A 22,141-nucleotide genomic window follows, 5' to 3' on the forward strand; every position below is an offset into this window, starting at 1 on the left:
AATTCAGGCTTGCAGGAATAGCTGAGAAAATTTGATGTAGTAACGATAAACGGTGAGAGAAACCGTTGAGCGGCCAATTGGCCGCTCTTTTTTTGTCGGTCGAAAACGCACTGGTTGCGTTTTAGAAACCGCCCATCAGTGCCAGTACAAACAGGTCGGCCGGGAGTTGCTGGCCATTGACCTCGAGGTTGCCGCGGTTCAGCTGCAGATGCATGGACAGTTGGCCATTGTTTTCCTTGAGGAAGCCGTACTGCTTGAGAGCACTGGCCTGCATGATCAGTGGCGACTGCATCAGCGCCTGTTCGGCGGCAGAGATGTTGGCGGTGCCGTTCAGGTGGTCCAGCCAGAACAGTTTGTCATTGCCCGCCTGCCCGTTTCGCGGCATGCCTTTCCAATCCACATCCACCTGCAACTGCATGGGGCCGTTGGCGCTTTCGATGTCCAGTTGCTGCTGCATCTTCAGCGGGCGGTTGAATACCTGCGGCCAGCTGCGCTGGGTGGATGGCGTCAACAGCGCGGTGTACAGGTAGTGGTGCAGGTCGTCGTAGCTGATGGCCGGCAGGTTTACCTGTTGGGTCAGGGAGCTGGCGGGGGTAGAAGACTGGATTTCCGGAAGCTTGAGCGCTGTTTGCACGTTAAGGGTGCGGTCGGCCACCAGCTTGCCGGTGTAGTCGAGCTCTACATCGCGCAGCTCCAGCGGGCCCGAGTCGTTGTTCGCCCGCACCAGCGGCAGTTTGGCGTGCAGGGTGCCTGCACCAGAGGGCGCCAGCTGGAAGTTGCCTTTGGCGGACTGCAGGTACAGGGATTCGCGGTGGCCATCCATGCGCACAAACTCACCCAGTTCAAAGTGGCTGGATTGCTGTTGGCCCTGGTAGTCGGTAACCAGCTGAATACGCGCACCGGCAAACTGGATCTGCTGGTCCGCCACATTGCGGTCGATGGGCAGCAGATGCACGGTGTTGGTAACGCGATTGTTGGCGCCCACTAAAGTTTCCACCAGTACCGGGCTGTCCTCCACGCTGGTACCGATAGGGCCGTAGTAGGCCTCCAGCTGGTAGCGCAGGGTCGGCTCCAGCTGCTTGCCGGTGAGGCGGGTCTCCGCATAAAGAGCGCCCACTCTGGGGCCGCCGCGGGTGAACAGGACCGGACCGTGCTGGATCTCGGTAAAGGTTTCCGAGGTACCGTCCTTGCCCTTCAGCTGGCTGAGGGCTTCAGCACCGAACCAGCTGCGCTGGTAGCCGGTAAGGTCAATGTTCGGCTGTTGGGCGAGCTGCTGTTGCAGGGCCTCCTCCACCTTGGGGCCGATAAGGCCGGGGGCGATCAGGGCCGCCAGCAACAGCAGGGCGGTGAAGGCAATCAGGATAAAACGTAAGGCTTTCATGCGGTCAAAATTCAGGCGTTTGCATCGAAGCGCCCGATAGTAGCAGATCGAGATGTATCCCGTGACCGCTATTCACCTCAATCGCCCTTGATGACCCCGCATTCCCCTGCAATGGCGCGGGCGACTTTCGAGCTGCTTTCGCGCCCCAACGCCTGGGAAATAAAGTTGCCGGCCTTCGCCAGGCGGCCCAGGTCCACGCCGGTGTGGATGCCGAGCCCGTCCAGCATATACAGCACGTCTTCGCTGGCCACATTACCGGAGGCACCGCGGGCGTAAGGGCAGCCTCCAAGCCCGGCTACTGCCGAGTCCACCACTGCGACGCCAGCCTGAAGGGCGGCGTATATGTTGGCGAGTGCCTGGCCGTAAGTGTCGTGGAAGTGCACCGCCAGCTTCTGCAGTGGCACCTGCTGTGCCACGGCCTCGATCATATGGCGGGCCTTTTCCGGGGTGCCGACACCGATGGTGTCGCCGAGACTGATTTCGTAGCAGCCCATGTCCAGCAGCGCTTTGCTGACTTCCGCCACTTTCTGCGGTTTTATCTCGCCCTCGTAGGGGCAGCCCAGCACGCAGGAGACGTAACCGCGTACTGGAATACCATCGGCGCGAGCCTGCTCCGCCAGCGGGCGGAAGCGCTCCAGGCTTTCCTCAATGGAGCAGTTGATGTTCTTGCGGGTAAAGCTCTCGGAGGCCGCGCCGAACACGGCCACTTCATCCGCCTTTGCTTCCCGCGCTCGTTCATAGCCCACCATATTGGGGGTGAGGGCGCTGTAGGTAACACCGGGCTCACGGCGTATACCAGCGAGTACTTCTTCGCTGGCGGCCATCTGCGGCACCCATTTGGGGCTGACAAAACTGCCGGCCTCGATCACCTTGAGGCCACTGTTGCTCAGCAGGTCAATCAACTGAACCCGGGTCTCTACCGAGATGGGTTGCTTCTCGTTTTGCAGGCCATCGCGGGGGCCCACTTCGACAATCTTTACGCGCGCAGGCAGGTTCATCATGCACTCTCCCCGCCTTCTGCGTTGAAGTCGATCAGCAGGCTGCCGCCATCCACCAGTTCGCCGGCGGCGCAGAAGAACTGATTGACGGTGCCGTCTGCCGGCGCTCGCAATGTGTGCTCCATTTTCATGGCCTCCATGACCAGCAGAGGCTGGTCCTTGCTGACCTTGGCCCCGGGCTCCGCCAGCAGCGTGACGATGGTGCCGTTCATGGGCGCTTCAAGGCCGTGGGCGGCATCGGCGCTTTCGCCGGTGTCCGGCGGCAGGATTTTGAAGTCCACCTGTTCGCCACTGACAAATACGGTGCCCTCATTATCGTGGGCCACGCTGGAATAATTCACTCGGCGCCCGTCCAGCACTGCCACGTTCTGGCCGTGCACGGCCAATATGGTGCCGCTCTGCGCGTCTACCGCGGCGTCGCATCGCCACTGCAGGTTGTCTTCACTGCCAGAGAAATGAATTTCGATTTCACGGCCATGTACTTCGACTTTTTTGTGTCGCCACACAGTCAGGCCGTTGCGCCAGTTGCTGCCGCTGTGCCACGGTGAAAATGGATCCGCTTTCGGCGCGCTGCGGTGCTGTGCGCGGGCTTCACTGTGGTGCAGGAAGGCGGCAATGGCTGCGCACTGTTGCGCGCGTAGTTGCTGTTCCTGCTGCAGGATTTCCTGCTCGTGGTCTTCGATAAAATGGGTGGTTACCCGACCGTTCACAAACGCAGTGTGGTTGACCACCCGGCGCAGGAATTCGATATTGTGGCGCAGGCCGGCGATCTGATATTTCTGCAGCGCGCGATCGAGCTTGCCCAGCGCTTCGCGGCGGTTGCGGCCGTGCACGATCAGTTTGGAAATCATCGGGTCGTAGTGCACGCTGATCTCGTCACCGGTCTGCACGCCAGTATCAACGCGTACGGATTTGTCTTCGCGCGGCGGCTGGTGGCGCAACAGTTTGCCCGTCGCTGGCAGGAAGTCGTTGTCCGGGTCTTCCGCATAAATACGCACTTCGAAGGCGTGGCCGACGATATGCAGGTCGTCTTGCTCCAGTGGCAACGATTCACCCGCGCCCACTGCCAGCTGCCACGCGACCAGATCCTGGCCGGTGATCATTTCGGTCACCGGATGTTCTACCTGCAGGCGGGTATTCATTTCCATAAAGTAGAAAGAGCCGCCGGCATCCAGCAGGAATTCCACCGTGCCGGCGCCCACATAGCCGATGGCGTGGGCGGCACGCAGGGCGGCCTCACCCATTTGTTTGCGTAGCTCTGGGGAGAGCCCGGGTGCGGGTGCTTCTTCAACCACTTTCTGGTGGCGACGCTGTACAGAGCAATCGCGCTCGAACAGGTAAACGCCTTTACCCTGCTTGTCGCAGAACACCTGGATTTCCACATGGCGTGGATTCACCACATAACGCTCAATTAACATGATGTCGTCGTTGAAGGCGTTGCGCGCCTCGCGCTTGGCTGCGTCCAGTGCTGCGTGGAAGTCGTCGGGGTTATCTACGCGCCGCATGCCTTTACCACCGCCACCGGCAGCGGCCTTGAGCAGTACCGGATAGCCGATGCGGTTGGCGTGACCCTCGAGGATTCCTGGATCCTGGCTCTGGCCGTGGTAGCCGGGTACCAGAGGGACTTTAGCTTCTTCCATGATGCGCTTGGCGGCGGATTTGGAGCCCATTGCATCAATGGCGCCGGCGGGTGGGCCGACGAAGATGATGCCGGCTTCCTCGCAGGCACGGCAAAAGTGGGCATTCTCGGAGAGGAAGCCGTAACCTGGATGGATGGCGTCGGCGCCGGTGCGTTTGGCGGCGGCGAGGACCTTGTCGATGTCCAGATAGGATTCTTTGGCCGGTGCGGGGCCGAGGTGGACGGCTTCGTCGGCCTGCTGGACGTGCAGGGCGTTGGCATCTGCGTCTGAATAAACCGCAACGGTGGCGACGCCGAGGCGACGCGCGGTGCGGATAATACGACAGGCAATTTCGCCGCGGTTGGCGATCAGCAGTTTGCGAATCATGGCTTGCTCTGGTTCTTCAACGCTATGTTTAGTTTGTGTACTTCGTAAGTTTTGCTGTATTTACCGACTTTCTTACTCTTCACTGGTATTCATCCAGCTGGGTGCGCGCTTCTCCAGAAACGCACTCAACCCTTCCTGTCCTTCCGGAGAAACACGAACGGCAGCGATCAACGCACTCGTCTGCCCCTGCAGCTCGTCATTTACAACTCGGTTGGACATGGACATTGCCAATTGCTTGGCCATGGTCACGGCGTTGGGACCGTTGTCGGTAATGCTGTTCACCAGCTTCTGTACCGTCAGATCAAGTTCGGCTTCCTGGACCACTTCGGAAACCAAGCCAATTTCTTTGGCGCGCTCGGCGGAGAAGCGCTCGGCGGTAACAAAGTAGCGGCGCGCCTGGCGGGTGCCGATAGCGTTGATGACGTAGGGACTGATAGTGGCCGGAAGCAGGCCGATTTTTACTTCGCTCAGGCAGAAGCTGGCGCGCTCGGCGGCGATGGCGATATCGCAACAGCTCACCAAACCAACCGCGCCGCCAAACGCTGCACCCTGTACGCGGGCGATGGTAGGGGCGGGGAAGTTGTCGAGTTTGTGCAGCATGGCAGCGAGTGTGGCGGCATCGGTACGATTTTGCTCTTCGCTGTAGTCCGCCATGCGCTTCATCCAGTTCAGGTCGGCACCGGCAGAGAAGTTTTTGCCGTTAGAGGCGAGAATCAATACACGTACACCGCCACTGCGGGCGAGGTTGTCGAAGGTTTCGCCGAGCTGGCGAATCAGGTCATCGTCAAAGGCATTGTGGATTTCAGGGCGGTTCAGGGTAACCGTGGCAACGCCTTCGTTGTCGATTTCGCACAGCATTTTTTCGGTCATGGTGATTCCTATTCATTAGGTGAGCCAGTGGCTCACCCTACCTGATCTTTAAACTTGGTGCCGAGGGGGCGGTGGATGCGTTTACGCTTGTTCAGCGAATTACATCCGGAAAACTCCGAACTTGGTTTCCTCTGGCTCTTTGTGCGTGGCTGCGGCCAGACACAACCCCAATACGGTGCGCGTATCTTTCGGGTCGATCACGCCGTCGTCCCACAAGCGTGCGGAAGCGTAATAGGGATGCCCCTGGTGCTCGTAGTCGTCGATGATCGGCTGCTTGAACTTGGCGATTTCTTCCTCACTCCAGTCCTCGCCCTTCGCCGCCATCTGGTCTTTCTTCACCTGAGCCAACACTCCCGCAGCCTGCTCACCGCCCATCACCGAGATGCGCGCGTTTGGCCACATAAACAGGAAGTTGGGGTCGTAGGCGCGACCGCACATGCCGTAGTTACCGGCACCGAAAGAACCGCCGATCAGGATAGTGATCTTGGGCACCTTGGCGGTGGCAACCGCGGTGACCATCTTGGCGCCGTGCTTGGCAATACCACCTGCCTCGTACTGCTTGCCGACCATAAAACCGGTGATGTTCTGCAGGAATACCAGTGGGATATTGCGCTGTGCGCACAGCTCGATAAAGTGCGCGCCCTTCTGCGCGCTCTCGGCAAACAGAATGCCGTTGTTGGCAACAATACCCACCGGGTAACCGTGAATGCGTGCAAAGCCGGTCACCAGGGTAGTACCGTACATTGCCTTGAATTCATCGAATTCGGAACCGTCCACAACCCGCGCGATAATCTCGCGCACATCAAACGGCTGACGGGAATCCCTGGGCACGATGCCGTAGATTTCTTCCGGTGGATAAATCGGCTCGATCGGCTTCCGCACATCCAGCCCCGGGTTCTTCACCCGGTTCAGTCGCGCCACCGAATTGCGCGCGATCTCCAGTGCATGGGTATCGTTATTGGCAAAGTGGTCGGAAACCCCGGAAGTCTTGCAGTGCACCTCCGCACCGCCCAGCTCCTCTGCCGAAACCTCTTCACCGGTAGCCGCCTTCACCAGCGGCGGCCCAGCCAGGAAAATGGTGGCCTGCTCCTTCACCATAATGGACTCATCTGCCATCGCCGGTACATAGGCACCACCCGCGGTACAGCTACCCATCACCACCGCAATCTGCGGAATGTTTTTCGCGGACAGGTTCGCCTGGTTGAAGAAGATGCGCCCGAAGTGCTCGCGATCAGGGAACACATCATCCTGTCGCGGCAGGTTGGCACCACCGGAGTCGACCAGATAAATACACGGCAGGTTGTTCTGCTCGGCAATCGTCTGCGCTCGCAGGTGTTTCTTCACCGTCAGCGGGTAATAGGTGCCGCCCTTAACCGTCGCATCGTTGGCGACGATCACACAGGGCTGACCGGCAACGGTGCCGATACCAGTGAGAATTCCCGCAGCCGGCACGTCTTCACCGTAAACGTCGTAGGCGGCGAGCTGGGAGAATTCCAGGAACGGGCTGCCCGGGTCCAGCAGCGCGTCGATGCGATCGCGAGGCAGTAATTTACCGCGGGAGACATGCTTCTCCCGCGCCCGCTCACTGCCGCCCTTGGCGATGGTTTCCAACTTTTCGCGCAGGTCATCAACAATGCTCTGCATCTGCTCGCGGTTTTCCGCAAACGCAGGATCGCGGGAATTTATTTTGCTCTGAATCTGATTCATAAAAAATACGAGGCCAATTCGTAGTCAGAATCTGGATGCGAAGGTGCTGATGCCGGTGCGGGTTTACCAGACCTTCTAAAACAGGGATGTTTTAGAAGAGTCCCCAGGGATGGGTTCACGACGTGTCTGGTAAACCCGCACCGGCAGCAGCACCGCCACCGAAATATAAAAAACTTAGCGAGTCTCGTTAAACAGCTCGCGCCCGATCAACATGCGACGGATCTCGGAAGTACCCGCGCCAATTTCATACAGCTTGGCATCACGCAGCAGGCGACCGGTTGCGTATTCATTGATGTAGCCGTTACCACCCAGGGTCTGGATCGCCTGAAGGGCCATCTGCGTTGCACGCTCCGCAGTAAACAGGATTACCGCAGCGGAATCCTTACGCGAATCCTCGCCGCGATCACAGGCCTTCGCCACGGCATACAGATAGGCGCGGCTCGCGTTCAGGTCTGCATACATATCCGCAACCTTGCCCTGCATCAGCTGGAACTCACCGATCGCCTTGCCAAACTGCTTGCGCTCGTGAATGTACGGCACAACGATATCCATGCACGCCTGCATGATGCCCACCGGGCCGCCGGACAAGATTGTGCGCTCGTAATCCAGACCGCTCATCAGCACGCGTACACCGCCGTTCAGCTGACCCAGAATGTTTTCTTCCGGCACCTCACAGTCCTCGAACACCAGCTCACAGGTGTTGGAACCGCGCATGCCCAGCTTGTCCAGCTTCTGTGCCTGGGAGAAGCCCTTGAAGCCGCGCTCGACGATAAACGCCGTAATACCGCCGGAGCTGATGCCCGGCTCGGTGCGCGCATAGATCACATAAGTGTGCGCGTCCGGACCATTGGTGATCCACATCTTGTTGCCGTTCAGGATAAAGCGGTCGCCCTTCTTCTCCGCCTTCAGCTGCAGGCTCACCACATCGGAACCCGAGTTCGGCTCACTCATCGCCAACGCGCCGATATGCTCACCGGAACAAAGCTTGGGCAGATACTTCGCCTTCTGCTCCGGGGTGCCGTTCTTGCGAATCTGGTTTACACACAGGTTGGAGTGGGCGCCGTAGGACAGGCCGACGGACGCAGATGCGCGGGAGATTTCTTCCATCGCTACCGCGTGGGCCAGGTAACCCATGTTGGAACCGCCGTATTCCTCTTCCACGGTCATACCCAGGAGGCCCAGCTCACCGAACTTTTTCCACATGTCGGCGGGGAACAGATTGTCTTCGTCGATTTGCGCCGCGCGCGGGGCCAGTTCTGCCTGGCAGAACTTGTAGACCATATCCCGCAGCATTTCGATGTCTTCACCGAGGCCAAAGTTCAGGGTTGGGTAAGGGGTATTCATGGGCTGCTCCGCAGTGAATCAGTCAGCGATGGTTTAAAACCAGGTTCAGTTAGAGTGTTCTTTGAGTGCCGCCTCGGTGCGGGCGGTGGCGTCGTCCAGCTGCGCGAGCATCTTCTCGATGTCCCGCTGCTGCTGGCGTAACTGTTGCCGTTTTGCATCGATACGGTCGAGGAGGCGGTTGAGCTGCTCCACATTGCCGTGGGCCGGGTCGTACATATCGATGATTTCCCGGCTCTCATCCAGCGAGAATCCCAGACGCTTGCCCCGCAGGATCAGCTTCAGGCGCACCCGGTCTTCCGGTGTGTACACCCGCGTCTGACCTCGGCGCTGGGGAGTCAGTAGCCCCTTGTCTTCATAGAAGCGGATGGTGCGGGTGGTAATCCCGAACTCCTGGGCCAGCTCGGAGATGCTGTAGCTGTCAGCAGTGTTGGTGCTCATTGGGCGGGGGCGCTCATGGGATAGTCCTCAATTCTGCCCGAAGTCTAGTTGACGTTTACGTTAACGTAAACTTTAATTTAAACTGCGTCATGACTAGTAGGGTGTTTGCGGTCATATTGGGGTCGGGTAGTTAGAGCGCGCTAGGTGGAGGAAGCTGGCGCCCCGGAGAGTGGGGCGCCTGACGTAATTAGTCGGTTGCGCGAGAGAGCATGAAATTGCTCGGGTTGAAAGCGGTTTCGTCACCAGAGGTCATAAAGTCCTCGATGGCTGCGATTGTTCTGGGGGCTGCGGCAGACAGCAGTGTCGCGCCGCGAGCGGTAATCTGGACGTTGTCCTCAATGCGCACACCGATACCGTCGTATTTTTCCAGCGCTTTGGAAATACTCGCCTGCGCTTCTTCGTCCAGTGATTGGTATGTATCGGAGTTCTCCACCACGTTGCGGCGGATGTATAGGCCGGGTTCGATCGCGATCACCATGTCAGCGCGCAACTTGCCATAACGGTTCAGTGTATCGTGAACATCCAAGCCAATGGAGTGGCCGTAGCTGTGCCAGTAGTACATGTGCACCTGTTCGTCGGTCTGTTCGGTAATCAAACCCAGTTCCATAAGCGACTCGGCATGCGAATCCAAAATTGCTCGTTCGATATCCAGGATGTCTCGTCCGGGACGCGCCGCTGCAATGGCGCGATCAGAAGCGTTCAGCGCGGCCGCGTAGACTTCTTTTTGTTTGTCTGAAAATTTCCCGCTTGCTGGAAACGTACGGGTTACATCGGCAGTGTAGTGCTCGACTTCTGCGCCGATATCGACGAGGAATAGTCCCTCATGATCAATCTGTTCGTGTGGGTGGGCGTAGTGCAGAATGGCTGCATTGTCCCCCGAAGCGGTAATTGCGGGGAATCCCCAGTGGGAACCGTGGGCGGCAAAAAGATAGTCGATGGCAGCCTTCACCTGATATTCGTACTCCGACACTGGCGCGCTGCGCATGGCAACCTTGTGACCGGCAACCGTAATGTCGATGGCGCGCTTGAGTGCGGCCAGTTCCGCATCAGACTTTACTTCTCGCTGCGTGTGGATGATTGGAGAGATATTGGCGATTCGCAATTCGGGAAAACGGGTTTTGAATTTTTCCGCATAGCTGGATTCCCGGGGACGAGGAATTTTTTCCAGTCCGCGGCGATTGCCAAGCGACAACCAAAGCGAAGCGGTACCCTCACGAATGGCATTAACCAGCTGGGGGTATTCCGGCTTGTCGAAGAAGTGTTCGCGGCCCTTGCGGATCTTGGTGTTATATCCCCTGAACAGCAAGTCGAGAAATTCGTCAAAGTCCTTGCTGCTGCGGATATGTTCAATTCCGGTGGCAGTCCTCAGAGTATCTTCGTCCGGTAACTTGCCGTGCCATTTCTCGTAATCAGGGTTGTCGAGCTGGTGGAATAGGTGTGCCTGCTGTTCGCGGCCGCTCTTGATCATCACCAAGTGCGTTTCGGGCGTGTTGAGGCCGGTAAGGTAAAGCAAGTTCTGGTCCTGGCGGAAGGGCCATTCCACATCGTCATTTCTGACTTTTCCCTTCTCGGAGAGCAGGATGAGTATTGCATTTTCACCCATGGCTTCGAATACGCGTGCGCGACGTTGTTTGTATTCTTTTGCCGAGAAATAGTTGGATGACAGGTCGATATTCGCCTCGCTTTCCGTATCGGCAGTGGAGAGCGCGGGCGATAGAGTGGCAATGCAGGCGAGTGCCAGCAGGCCAAGGTAGCGGTTGAGCGGATTCATAAGCGTCCTTTCTGGCGATCCATAATACCGGATGAATATTTGATACCCCGCACCGGACAGGCCGGTGCAGGTACGTGAGTAGACTGGCTTCCGAGAGTGATCAGTCTTCTAACGTGTTGGTGGCGATGAGCGATTTTTTCGCAATCGCTTCTTTGAGACCGGGTACAAACTCGACACCCTGCACCACTTGGATACTGGAATCCGACAGATCGTCGTCAATGGGCTGGTGGCGTCCGCCGAGGCAATCCGCGAGGAAAGACTCGGTAGTGGCGTAGAACGAAAGGCGGTTCTCTGGCTTCTGGAAACCGTGGCCTTCGTCGGGATACAGGATGTAAGTTACCGGCAACTGCTTGGCCTGCATGGCGCTGACAATCTGGTCCGACTCGGCCTGTTTTACCCGGGGATCATTGGCACCCTGTCCGATCAGCAGAGGCTTGCTAATATTGTCGACGAAGTTGAGCGGGGAGCGCTCTTCGAGGAGTTTTCTGCCGGCTTCGGTTTCCGGGTTTCCGACCGCGCTGTGCAGCACTTTCTTGAAGCCTTCCCAGTAAGGAGGCACGGATTCAAGCAGGGTATTCAGATTGGACGGGCCCACAATATCTACACCGCAAGCGAAGGTTTCCGGTGTGAAGGTAAGGCCGACAAGCGTTGCATAGCCCCCGTAGCTGCCGCCCATGATGGCCACGGTATCCTTGGAGGTGATTCTTCTGTCGATGGCCCAGTCCACTGCATCCAGCAGGTCGTTGTGCATGGCGGCGGCCCACTCACCATTGCCCGCATTAACGAAATTCTTGCCGAAGCCGGTGGATGCGCGGAAGTTGACCTGCAGCACTGCATAACCGCGATTGGCGAGCCAGCTGGCGCGGGCGCTATCTGCGAAGTTGTCCCGTCCCCAGGGACCTCCATGCACCAGTAACACCATGGGTATTGGTGCATCGACTTTGCCGCCCTTGTCTGCTTCAACAGGCAAAGTTAAATAAGACACCAGTTCCAGGCCGTCCCTGGATTGGATGGTCTGTGGATAACTGCGCGGAAGCGCAAACTCATTGAGTTCCGGTTTACCCTCGAACAGGGTGGTCAGGGTTTGGGTACTGCGGTCGAAAACTTCGTATACATCGGACTCGGTATCGCGAGCAGAGGCGGTCAGCCATTGCATGCTGTCCAGTGTGGTAGCGAGAATGGTGATATCGCCATTGGCCTGTTTGTTCAGTGCGGCGATATCGTCCTTGATCTTTTCATCCAGTCCCATCCATTCATGCTTGTGGTAATTGACCGCGTAGGCCATCGGCGTGTGGTCGGTGGGGTTCATGACCACACTGGAAATGTCTGCCTTCTCGGACTCGGCGAGCACGGTAAGTTTGCCAGAGGCGAGTACCATATGTGTCAGTGCGGCTTTGTCGCGACCACGGCTGTCTTGCAGATAGATGCCGCTGTTGTCTTTGTCGAAGCCGAGAACATAGGTGGTGAGCGCATCCTCCCGGGGGATGTCGAACAGCTCTACCCATTCTTCCTCGATTTTTTGTGACACTGTAAATCCACCATCGGCGGATGGGGTCATCCCGAGTCTTGCCTGCAGGTCGTGGTCGACAATCAGTTCGGAAAAGCCGGTATTTTCCACTAGCAGCGTGCGCTCCGCTGTCTGCAGGTCGACCAGATAGGGATCGTGCCAGCGCGGATCCCGGTCGTTGATGCCGACGACAACCTGCCCGGGATGGTCCTCGCTTTGCGCGATCATCGTGGCCGAGATGCCTTCGTATGGGGTGAGGTCGGTAATTTCGTCTGTCTGCAAATCAACACTGAACAAGTGCCAGTTTTCATCCCCGTTGTTGTCGCGGATGAACAGCAGGTTTTCGCTGTCCAGCGACCAGAAATGTTGCCGTATGCCGCGACCAGTGTCTGCGGTAACAGCCTTGGCGGCATCGAAATCACCTGCAGGTGCCACCCAGATATTCATCACGCCGTTCAAGGGGGCGAGAAAACTCATCATTTCGCCGTCCGGGCTCAGGCGCCCCTGCCAGCGGGCGGGGTTGCCGAACAACAACTCCCGGTCAATCAATGGAGTGGTTTCGACCGTTTTAGATACCGTATTGGTTTTCGCGGAGGTGGTTTCTTGTTTTGGGGCGCATGCCGCGATCAAACCTGCGATGGCGAATACACCTATAACTCTCCAGTTTCTGTTCATTGCCAGATTCCTTGGGTGTGAGGGTGTTAAAGGGGTACATCAATGCAACATCGCGTTCAGAATTACACAGGATGAGACTGGATGAAATGATGGAGTGGCGTGTCGCGAGGCAAATACGTTGAAATTTTGGACGTTTGTCAATAAAGGCATGTCCTTAAGTATTGAGTAGCGTTTTTCCGAGGGTTGAGAGCACGTTCGGCGTCGCCGACTCTGGAATTCAGGGTTGAAAAAATTATGTAAGGTTTTGGCGCCGCTGGGTACAGTAGGTGGCAATACCCGCAAACTGGCGGCCCTAAATACATGGATAGAAGAACCACAACTTGGACGCGCGCGAACAACAATTTCAGCAATTGATTGAGGACTGCGGTGGTGGCATTGCGCGCCTAGCAGGCAGCTATGTGCACAATCAGGCCGAGCGGGAGGACCTGGTGCAGGAGATATGGCTGGCCATCTGGCGGGCCCTGCCCGGTTTCCGTGGTGATTCCAGCCTGCGCACCTTCATTTACCGCATCGCCCACAACCGCAGTGTCACTCAGCTGGCACGTCGCCGCGACAGTGAAGGCGGCGAGGAACTGGAAACGGTCGCCGACGAGCGTCCGGGGCCCGAGACGCAGCTGGTGCAGAGCCGGGATGCCGAGCGATTGATACATGCAGTGTCCCTGCTGCCGCTGGGGATGCGCCAGGTTCTGACTCTTCGTTTTGAGGGGTTGAGTTACAGCGAGATTTCGGAGGTGCTGGGCATCAGCGAATCAAACGTGGCGGTACGCCTGAATCGCGCCCGCGAGCGCCTAAATAAAAAATTGAGTGGAACGGTGTGAGTCAACATATGAGTGAACATGAAAATGGTAAGCCAGCGGTTGCTCAAGATGCAGGTGACGGCTTGCAGGAGCTGGCCAATCTTTGGCATAAGGCCCCAATTACGCTGCCTGTGCCTGAAGCCATCCGCGCACAAGTTGGCAAGCAGGAGCGGCGTATGCGGTTGTATGCGTGGCTTGAATGGATTGCGTCGATCGTGGTCGGCATTGGTGGCGTTTACCTGATGCTGCGTAGCGACGTCAGTGATGCACCCTGGCGTGCACTGCTGGTAGTTGTGCTTTTGGCGTGGGCCATGGCCTTCTCTGTGTCCAATCGCCGCGGGGTGTGGGAGCCACTGGAGGAGTCCGTGCGCGGCTACTTGGATCTGGCTCGACTGCGCCTGGTGCGCAAGCGTCGTATGCTGCGGTTTACCTGGCTATTTTTTATTGCGGAGCTGGGGATTTTTGCGGTGTGGCAGTGGTTGTCACGGTTTGAGTGGCTGGAGCCCATTTTCGAGGGTGATGGCTGGTTCGCCATTACCTGGATATCTGCATTTGCGCTGGCCATGAGTGTGTGGAGTGCCTGGTACTGGCGCCGAATAAAAAGCGGCGAACAGCAGATTGAGAAATGGCAGCGGGAGAATATCGAAATAAATGAAAAATAAATTGTAAGAAAAGGGATGATGCCGGTACTACAGAAAAGGTGTTGATCGATCAGCGAATGAATAATCCCAATCATTAAAGAGATTTCAATTATGTTGTCGAACCTTGAACAAAAATTTTCCGGCTTTCTCGATCTGCTTGCACAGATGGATCCAGTTCAAACCGCAGTATTCATTATTTTCTTTTTCGCGATCTGGTTTTTGCCGAGCGTGCTCGCCGTCTTCTTTAACCGTGGACATCTGGGGAAAATCTTTCTCGCCAATATCCCGGCTGGGCTTTCATGGATCGCCTGGGTGGCGCTGCTGGTGTGGGCGGCTACGGGCAAAATGAGTGGCAAGCTGGCGGCAAAGTACGGCTCTGGTGCTGCAGGGCAGCCAGCAAAAGCGGGCGGGTAACCTGGAGGAATTCGCGTCCCAGTTGGCTTGGCGGGTGGCGCAATTTGCATTCTTGTGCCATATCTTTTGTTTACCCTAGCTCGAAGGAGATTCGATGGTGGACAAGTCAGACAGCCAATCCCACAAGCATAACGCCAAGTGCGGGCACACAGCCATCAAGCACGGTGACCATGTCGACTATCTGCAGGATGGTCACCTGCATCATCCGGACGGGGGCTCCAATAGCGAGCACGTGCTGGAAGTGAATGCCACCAATCCAAATGCGTGCAGGCCATTGAACCCCGGTTGCGCGCCGGGTCACACCCACGGTCCAGGTTGCGGGCACGAGCGGGTGCCGCATGGGGATCATTTTGATTATCTGGTGGATGGCCGCCTGCATCATGTGCACGGGGATCATTGCGACGATCACGGGCCAGTGGACATCGTCAAAGGGCACTGAACACCGGCAGAGGACTTCCACCGGCATTCAGAGAAGAGCGGGGCGGTTAGCGGTTGCTGGGCAACATTTCTGTTGCCAGGTACTCGCGGTAATACGCGCTTGCCAGCAGCTGCTTGGCCTCCTCGATGTCCGGTGCGAAGTAGCGGTCCTTGTCGTAGAAGGGCACGCGCTCGCGCAGTGCGGCCTTCGCGTTTTCCAGTTTCTCTGTCGTTTTCAGCGGGGCGCGGAAGTCGAGGCCCTGGCAGGCCGCCAGCAGTTCTACCGCGAGGATGCCGCAGGTGTTGTCGGCCATGTCCCGCAGGCGGCGACCGGCAAAAGTAGCCATGGAGACGTGGTCTTCCTGGTTGGCGGAAGTCGGCAGTGAGTCGACGCTCGCCGGGTGGGCAAAAGTCTTGTTCTCACTCGCCAGTGCGGCAGAAGTTACCTGCGCGATCATAAAGCCCGAGTTCACCCCGCCGTTGTCCACCAGGAAGGGCGGCAGGCCGGACAGGTTGGAGTCAATCAACAGTGCCATGCGGCGTTCGGACAGGGAGCCGATTTCCGCAATGGCCAGCGCCAGATTGTCGGCCACCATGGCCACCGGTTCCGCGTGAAAGTTGCCGCCGGAGATGATGTCGGAATTTTCCGGGTTTTCCGTGTCGGTAAACACCAGCGGGTTGTCGGACACACCGTTGGCTTCCGCCAGCAACACCTCTGAAGCAAAACGGATCTGCTGCAGGCAGGCGCCCATCACCTGAGGCTGACAGCGCAGGGAGTAGGGGTCCTGTACCTTTTCACAGTCTTCATGGGACTCGCCGATTTCACTATGGTCGCCCAGCAGCTCGCGATAGCTTGCCGCCACGTCGCGTTGTGCCTGCTGGCCGCGCACCATGTGGATGCGGTCGTCAAATGGACGGCGTGAGCCCTTGGCCGCTTCTAGTGTCAGAGCGCCGGTGACCACGGCGCCCGCAAACATATCTTCCGCAGAGAACAGTCCCTGCAGGGCAAACGCGGTGGATGCCTGGGTGCCATTCAGCAGTGCCAGACCTTCCTTCGGTGCCAGCACGACCGGGCGCATTTCTGCGAAGCGCAGACCTTCGGATGCGGACTTGCGCTCGCCGTTGATAAAGCATTCCCCTTCGCCGAGCAGTACCACGCTCATATGTGCCAGCGGTGCCAGATCGCCGGAGGCGCCCACGGAGCCTTTTTCCGGAATTGCGGGGTAGACGCCGGCGTTGACCAGTTTGATCAATGCCTCGATCACTTCCAGGCGGATGCCGGAGAAGCCGCGGGCGAGGGAGTTGATTTTCAACACCATCAGCAGGCGCACGGTGTCTTCACTCATAAAGTTGCCGGTGCCGGCGGCGTGAGACAGAACGATGGCGCGCTGCAGGGTTTCCAGGTCTTCTTTCTTGATGCTGGTATTTGCGAGCAGACCGAAACCGGTGTTGATACCGTACACGGTGCGGCCCTGCTCCAGTACGTCGGCAACCGTTTTGGCGGACGCATTAATCGCGGCGTGGGCGTCTTTCGACAGGCTCAATTTAACCGGCTCGCGGGCGACGCGGCGCAGCTGTTCCAGGCTCAGTTGGCCCGGGGTGATTTCCAGTTGGTACATAAAAGTTTTCACCGAGAATATTTTTTTACGTTCGCCATGCCGACCGGGCATGGCGAATTAAATAGGTTGAATCAGTCTTTCAGCATGGGCAGGTCGAGGCCCTGCTCGCGCGCACAGTTTTTCGCAATGTCGTAGCCGGCATCTGCATGGCGCATAACGCCGGTAGCCGGGTCGTTCCACAGTACGCGCTCAATGCGTTTCTTCGCCGCTTCGGTACCGTCACACACGATCACAACACCGGAGTGCTGGGAGAAGCCCATACCGACGCCGCCGCCGTGGTGCAGGCTCACCCAGGTAGCGCCGGAGGCGGTGTTCAGCAGTGCGTTTAGCAGCGGCCAGTCGGATACCGCATCGGAGCCGTCCATCATGGATTCGGTTTCGCGGTTGGGGCTGGCAACAGAGCCGGAGTCGAGGTGGTCGCGACCGATCACCACCGGCGCTTCCAGTTCGCCGTTGGCGACCATCTCGTTGAAGGCCAGTGCCAGGCGCGCACGGTCTTTCAGGCCGACCCAGCAGATACGCGCGGGCAGGCCCTGGAACTGGATGCGCTCACGAGCCATGTCCAGCCAGTTGTGCAGCTGCGGATTGTCCGGGATCAGCTCTTTTACCTTGGCGTCGGTCTTGTAAATGTCTTCCGGGTTGCCGGACAGTGCCGCCCAGCGGAACGGGCCGATGCCTTCGCAGAACAGCGGGCGGATGTAGGCCGGTACAAAACCGGGGAAGTCGAATGCGTTCTTCACGCCCACTTCGAAGGCCATCTGGCGAATGTTGTTGCCGTAGTCGAGAGTGGCAGCGCCGCGCTCTTGCAGCGCCAGCATGGCCTCGACCTGGATACCCATGGATTCCTTGGCTGCTTTAACTACCGCCGCTTCGTCTTTTTTGCGCATCTCGGCGGCGTGCTCCATGGTCCAACCTTTAGGCAGGTATCCGTTCAGCGGATCGTGCGCGGAGGTCTGGTCGGTAACGCAGTCGGGCAAAATGCCGCGCTCGACAATTTCCGGGAAGACGTCGGCGGCGTTGCCGAGCAGGCCGACGGAGATGGCTTCGCCTTTCTCCATCGCGTCGTTGATCATCGCCAGGGCTTCGTCGAGGCTGGTGGCTTTCTTGTCCACGTAGCCGGTGCGCAGGCGGAAGTCGATGCGGGTTTCATCGCACTCGACGGCGATCATGCAGAAACCGGCCATGGTGGCGGCCAGCGGCTGTGCGCCGCCCATGCCGCCGAGGCCGCCGGTGAGTACCCATTTGCCCTTGGCTTCACCGTCGAAGTGTTTGCGCGCAACCGCGGCAAAGGTTTCGTAAGTGCCCTGGACGATGCCCTGGGAGCCGATGTAGATCCAGGAGCCAGCGGTCATCTGGCCGTACATGGCCAGGCCTTTTTTATCCAGCTCGTTGAAGTGTTCCCAGTTGGCCCAGTGGGGTACCAGATTGGAGTTGGCGATAAGTACGCGAGGAGCGTCGGCGTGGGTCTTGAATACGCCGACGGGCTTGCCGGATTGCACCAGCAGGGTTTCGTCGTCTTCCAGGCGCTGCAGTACTTCAACGATTTTGTCGTAGCACTCCCAGTCGCGTGCGGCACGGCCGATACCGCCGTAAACCACCAGGTCTTCCGGGCGCTCGGCGACGTCCGGGTGCAGGTTGTTCATCAGCATGCGCAGTGGGGCTTCGGTAAGCCAGCTTTTTGCGTTCAGCTTGGTGCCGGTCGGTGCGGCAATTTTACGGCTGGGGTCGTGACGTTTGTCGGTCATGGTTGCCTCGTCTATTTCCAAATTCTTGGTTTGAAATTGAGATCTGTGGGCTTTTGGCCCTGTGGTATTGAGTACTTCGGATTTTGGTTCTGTGGCGGCGAGATGCCAGGCAAGGGTTTTCAGGACCGCTGTGTATACATCCCTGTACGCTGCGTCGGCGACGTCCCTGTCGCCGACGCTCCTGAAAACCCTTGCCCGGCACCCCGCCTTCTATTCACGTTGCTGTGCTTCGTAGCGTTTGGCTTTGAATTTAAAACCTGAGCTGCGCACCCAATCGGTACCGATTACCCGGATGCACCAGCCGCGCAAAACTCACCGTGCCCGCGCTACTTTTCGTGCGTCGCCAGATCTGCAGGCACGCCGCTCCCGGTTTTATATCCAGTGCACTACCAACCGACTCATCCGCGCCAATCGCTTCTACCGTGGTATCAACCTCCGTCAACGGAGCCACGCGGGTCAGGTATTCATTTGGTGTAGCCGCACTGAAGTCCTGCTGCAGGTATTCCGGCACCAGCGTGGGGTTGGTATAGCGTTCTTCAAACTGGATCGGCAGGTCGTTGTCCAGGTGCACGATGATCGAGTGGAACACCGCCGCGCCTTCGGCGAGGCCTAGGGCGACAGCGACCTCTGTGCTGGCAGTTGTCTGCTCCAGTTTGAGGATGCGGTTGCTATAACTGTGACCACGGGCGGCAACTTCGTCGGCAATATTGCGCACTTCCAGCAGGGATCCCGCAGGAACGGGTTCGGCGACGAAGGTGCCGAGGCCCTGTGACCTAATCAGCACGCCTTCATCGGTGAGCTCGCTGAGTGCGCGGCGGGCGGTCATGCGGCTGACGTTGAAATCCTGGGCGAGCTGGTTTTCCGAGGGCACGCGGAAGTGGGCGGGCCATTCACCGGACTCGATCTGGGCGCGGATATGTGCCTTGATCGCGGCGTAGCGGGGCTGGCTGCCGGTATCGGGGGTGCCTGTGGATAACTGACTGCGCATACTTGTGTGGTCTTTGCCTGCTCGGGTAAAGTGGCTGCCTGGTTGTACATTCTTGTATATACAACTAATCAATAGGGCAACTATGAATTTGAAGAGGAACGCTGTCAATAGGTGGGTAGTTGTCCGTCTATAGGCAGGTTCCTATATGCGTGGGGCTTGCGAGCGTCCGCGAAACCGAGTGGAGTCGTAAAAGCGTAAATTGAAGGTTGGGTGCTGGGGGCAAGGTTTCAGGAGCGTCGGCGACAGGGATGTCGCCGACGCAGTGTACATGGACGTATTCACAGGGGGGCGCCTAGCTCGGTCCTGAAACCTTGCCCCCAGTGCCCAACCGCCACAGAGCCAGACCAATGCTCCGTGAGAATCTGCGCCAGATCCCTCCAACAGAGCTATCGTTACAAATAACGCCAATTCAGTGAGCGACTATGACTGAACGCTGTGATCTTCTGATTACCAATGTCCACGCGGCCACCATGGATCCGTCCCTACCCGGGGCCTATGGCGCAGTGGAGGATGCCGCGGTGGCGGTTACGGGCAACAAGATTGTGTGGATAGGGCCGCGCCGGGAATTGCCGGATGCGGTAGCCGATACCGTGATCGACGGCGAGGGTCAGTGGCTGACCCCCGGACTGATCGACTGCCACACCCACCTTGTCTACGGCGGCCACCGTGCCGGCGAATTTGCCCGTCGTCTCGGTGGCGAAAGCTATGAGGAAGTCGCCCGTGCCGGTGGCGGTATTCTCTCTACCGTCCGCGCCACTCGCGCGGCCAGCGCCGAAGACCTCTACCACAAGGCCGAGCCAAGACTCAAAGCGCTATTGCGCGAAGGCGTCACCACCATCGAAATCAAGTCCGGCTATGGCCTCGATCTCGATACCGAGCTCAAGCAGCTGCGTGTTGCCCGCCGCCTGGCGCAACACTACCCGGTGAATATTCTCACCACCTGCCTCGCCGCCCACGCCCTGCCGCCGGAATACGACGGCCGCGCCGACGATTATATCGACCTGGTGTGCAACGAGATTCTGCCGGCCGTTGCCAAAGAGCAGCTGGCCGATGCCGTCGACATGTTTTGCGAAAACATCGCCTTCTCCGTCGATCAGTGCGAGAGGGTGATCAAGGCCGCACAGGCCCTCGACCTGCCGGTTAAAGTCCACGCCGAACAGCTTGCCGCCACTGGCGCCACCAGAATGGCCGCCCGCGCCGGCGCCCTGTCGGTGGAGCATATCGAGTACATCACCGATGAAGACGTCGCCGCCATGGCCGAAAGTGGCACCGCCGCGGTCTTGCTGCCCGGCGCCTTCTACACCCTGAAGGAAACCCGTGTGCCGCCGATCGAAAAGCTGCGCGCAGCGGGTGTACCCATGGCCATTTCTACCGATCTGAACCCGGGCAGCTGCCCGATTGCTTCACTGCGTTTGATGATGAACATGGGCTGCAATCTGTTTGGTCTTACCCCGGCTGAGGCGCTCGCCGGTGTCACCCGTTCTGCTGCGCGCGCCCTTGGTGTGTGCTGCTCCCGCGGTGTGTTGCACGCAGGCCTGCGCGCGGACATGGCCCTGTGGCCGATGGAAACTCCAGACCAGCTGGCTTATGAGGTGGGTGCCCTGAAACCCGCGGAAATTTTTGTAGGGGGACAACATGTTACAGCTGGCTGATATGCGCCTGTGGAGCGGGCGGGTCGACAGTGAAGACGGCAAGGCCGGCAAGCGCTGGCACCAGGACATAGTACCGCTGCATCTCGACAGTCCACCGGGGCTCGCCATTCTCGGGTTTGCCTCGGACGAAGGGGTGCGCCGCAACAAGGGCCGGATCGGTGCTGCCAAGGGACCGCGTATCCTGCGGCTGGCTCTGGCCAACCTGCCCAAAACCTTTGGCGCGCCGCTGTATGACGCCGGCAACGTAAAGGTTGAGAAAGACGACCTGGAATCCGGGCAGGCCATGCTGGGTGCGCGCATTACTGATCTGATGAGCGCCGGCCACTTCCCGCTGGTGCTCGGCGGGGGGCACGAGATTGCTTACGGTAGTTATCAGGGAATAGCGCGCTGGATGCGCGAGCAGCAGCGTGAAAAGACACTGGGTATTATCAACTTTGATGCCCATCTCGATCTGCGCCTGCCCGCGCCGAAAGGTTCCTCCGGCACGCCTTTTTTTCAGATCGCCGAGCAGTGTGATGTTAACGGCCGCCCATTCCACTACCTGTGTGTGGGAGCCGCGGCCACCGCCAATACCCCGGCGCTTTACAACCGTGCGGAGGAACTTGGGGCCCAGGTCATTTCCGATCGTGAAATCGTGCCCTGGCGGATCGAGCTGGTGCAGAAGCAGATTGCGGATTTTATCGAGCGGGTGGATTTCGTATATCTCACCGTTGATCTCGATGTGTTCCCGGCGGCCACCATGCCCGCGGTGAGCGCTCCGGCTGGACGCGGCGTAGCATTTGAATTGTTCGAACCGCTGCTGGATACGGTGCTGGAATCGAAGAAGGTGTGCCTGGCGGATATCGCCGAATTCAATCCGTATTTCGATATCGAAGACCACGCTGCGCGCACCGCGGCCCGGGTTATCTTCCAGATCGCCAACGGTGTCAAAGGCTAGCTCGTTTGGCTGAACTGCAACATTGCTTGCAGTTTGGCCGGTTTTTTTGAGGAATAAATCTTGTTTTGGGCACAAACAGGAGTGAATGACCCTACTTGAATAGTGACGTCTTAGTCGTTGTGTTAGCTTCGTGACTGAAGCGCATCCCAAATAGCGTGCGGCTCTTAATTGGTACGATGGTGCCAGGTGCGGTTGGGCCCACCGGGGTGGTCTTTATCTAAAATCAATAACAAG

18 protein-coding genes are annotated in these 22,141 nt (G+C 58.4%); 6 read left to right on the top strand and 12 right to left on the bottom strand.

Annotated features, from left to right (window positions below):
- Nucleotides 1-121: 121 nt before the first annotated feature.
- The 9 genes from LC059_RS09970 to LC059_RS10010 all read right to left on the bottom strand — a co-directional run bounded on the left by LC059_RS09970 (nucleotide 122) and on the right by LC059_RS10010 (nucleotide 12,697).
- Nucleotides 122-1,381: a DUF945 family protein gene (locus LC059_RS09970; protein ID WP_226703702.1), complete on the bottom strand. Its 1,260-nt coding sequence runs from the start codon at nucleotides 1,379-1,381 to the stop codon at nucleotides 122-124.
- Between the two features lie 77 nt (nucleotides 1,382-1,458).
- Nucleotides 1,459-2,379, bottom strand: a complete 921-nt coding sequence (locus LC059_RS09975) for a hydroxymethylglutaryl-CoA lyase (protein WP_226704115.1) — start codon at nucleotides 2,377-2,379, stop codon at nucleotides 1,459-1,461.
- Nucleotides 2,379-4,385, bottom strand: a complete 2,007-nt coding sequence (locus LC059_RS09980) for an acetyl/propionyl/methylcrotonyl-CoA carboxylase subunit alpha (protein WP_226703703.1) — start codon at nucleotides 4,383-4,385, stop codon at nucleotides 2,379-2,381. Before LC059_RS09980 ends, LC059_RS09975 begins: the two co-directional genes overlap by 1 nt.
- 72 nt (nucleotides 4,386-4,457) lie before the next feature.
- On the bottom strand, nucleotides 4,458-5,255 hold the full coding sequence (locus LC059_RS09985; protein WP_226703704.1) for an enoyl-CoA hydratase/isomerase family protein: 798 nt from the start codon (nucleotides 5,253-5,255) through the stop codon (nucleotides 4,458-4,460).
- Nucleotides 5,256-5,354: 99 nt separating this feature from the next.
- Nucleotides 5,355-6,962, bottom strand: a complete 1,608-nt coding sequence (locus LC059_RS09990; RefSeq protein ID WP_226703705.1) for a carboxyl transferase domain-containing protein — start codon at nucleotides 6,960-6,962, stop codon at nucleotides 5,355-5,357.
- A 174-nt stretch (nucleotides 6,963-7,136) separates the two neighbouring features.
- Entirely contained in the window at nucleotides 7,137-8,306 is a 1,170-nt protein-coding gene (locus LC059_RS09995; protein ID WP_226703706.1) for an isovaleryl-CoA dehydrogenase, read from the bottom strand.
- Nucleotides 8,307-8,351: 45 nt separating this feature from the next.
- On the bottom strand, nucleotides 8,352-8,744 hold the full coding sequence (locus tag LC059_RS10000; RefSeq protein WP_226703707.1) for a MerR family transcriptional regulator: 393 nt from the start codon (nucleotides 8,742-8,744) through the stop codon (nucleotides 8,352-8,354).
- 187 nt (nucleotides 8,745-8,931) lie between these two features.
- Nucleotides 8,932-10,515, bottom strand: coding sequence for an aminopeptidase P family protein (locus tag LC059_RS10005; protein WP_226703708.1), 1,584 nt, complete (start codon nucleotides 10,513-10,515; stop codon nucleotides 8,932-8,934).
- 100 nt (nucleotides 10,516-10,615) lie between these two features.
- Nucleotides 10,616-12,697 carry a S9 family peptidase gene (locus tag LC059_RS10010; RefSeq protein ID WP_226703709.1) on the bottom strand — a complete coding sequence of 694 codons (2,082 nt, stop codon included), beginning with the start codon at nucleotides 12,695-12,697 and terminating at the stop codon, nucleotides 10,616-10,618.
- A 320-nt stretch (nucleotides 12,698-13,017) separates the two neighbouring features.
- On the opposite strand from LC059_RS10010, the gene LC059_RS10015 reads away from it, so the two are divergent.
- The 4 genes from LC059_RS10015 to LC059_RS10030 all read left to right on the top strand — a co-directional run bounded on the left by LC059_RS10015 (nucleotide 13,018) and on the right by LC059_RS10030 (nucleotide 14,988).
- Entirely contained in the window at nucleotides 13,018-13,515 is a 498-nt protein-coding gene (locus tag LC059_RS10015) for an RNA polymerase sigma factor (RefSeq protein ID WP_226703710.1), read from the top strand.
- 8 nt (nucleotides 13,516-13,523) lie between these two features.
- Nucleotides 13,524-14,156 carry a hypothetical protein gene (locus LC059_RS10020; RefSeq protein ID WP_226703711.1) on the top strand — a complete coding sequence of 211 codons (633 nt, stop codon included), beginning with the start codon at nucleotides 13,524-13,526 and terminating at the stop codon, nucleotides 14,154-14,156.
- A gap of 90 nt (nucleotides 14,157-14,246) precedes the next feature.
- Nucleotides 14,247-14,549, top strand: a complete 303-nt coding sequence (locus tag LC059_RS10025; RefSeq protein WP_226703712.1) for a superinfection immunity protein — start codon at nucleotides 14,247-14,249, stop codon at nucleotides 14,547-14,549.
- Nucleotides 14,550-14,643: 94 nt separating this feature from the next.
- Nucleotides 14,644-14,988, top strand: coding sequence for a hypothetical protein (locus LC059_RS10030; RefSeq protein WP_226703713.1), 345 nt, complete (start codon nucleotides 14,644-14,646; stop codon nucleotides 14,986-14,988).
- A gap of 46 nt (nucleotides 14,989-15,034) precedes the next feature.
- Here the strand turns inward: LC059_RS10030 and hutH are convergent, their stop codons facing one another.
- From hutH to hutC, 3 genes are all read right to left on the bottom strand, one after another.
- A complete protein-coding gene (hutH, locus tag LC059_RS10035; RefSeq protein WP_226703714.1) occupies nucleotides 15,035-16,585 on the bottom strand; it encodes a histidine ammonia-lyase in 1,551 nt (516 codons plus the stop codon).
- A gap of 71 nt (nucleotides 16,586-16,656) precedes the next feature.
- A complete protein-coding gene (hutU, locus tag LC059_RS10040; protein WP_226703715.1) occupies nucleotides 16,657-18,330 on the bottom strand; it encodes a urocanate hydratase in 1,674 nt (557 codons plus the stop codon).
- A gap of 250 nt (nucleotides 18,331-18,580) precedes the next feature.
- Nucleotides 18,581-19,318, bottom strand: coding sequence for a histidine utilization repressor (gene hutC, locus LC059_RS10045; protein ID WP_226703716.1), 738 nt, complete (start codon nucleotides 19,316-19,318; stop codon nucleotides 18,581-18,583).
- A gap of 422 nt (nucleotides 19,319-19,740) precedes the next feature.
- Between hutC and hutI the strand changes: the two genes are divergently transcribed.
- Nucleotides 19,741-20,970 carry an imidazolonepropionase gene (hutI, locus tag LC059_RS10050; RefSeq protein WP_226703717.1) on the top strand — a complete coding sequence of 410 codons (1,230 nt, stop codon included), beginning with the start codon at nucleotides 19,741-19,743 and terminating at the stop codon, nucleotides 20,968-20,970.
- Nucleotides 20,954-21,907: a formimidoylglutamase gene (gene hutG, locus LC059_RS10055; RefSeq protein WP_226703718.1), complete on the top strand. Its 954-nt coding sequence runs from the start codon at nucleotides 20,954-20,956 to the stop codon at nucleotides 21,905-21,907. The genes hutI and hutG overlap by 17 nt, the downstream gene beginning before the upstream one ends.
- Nucleotides 21,908-22,141: the final 234 nt, after the last annotated feature.

It is taken from the genome of Microbulbifer elongatus (genome assembly GCF_020524885.1).
Classification (GTDB): domain Bacteria; phylum Pseudomonadota; class Gammaproteobacteria; order Pseudomonadales; family Cellvibrionaceae; genus Microbulbifer; species Microbulbifer elongatus_A.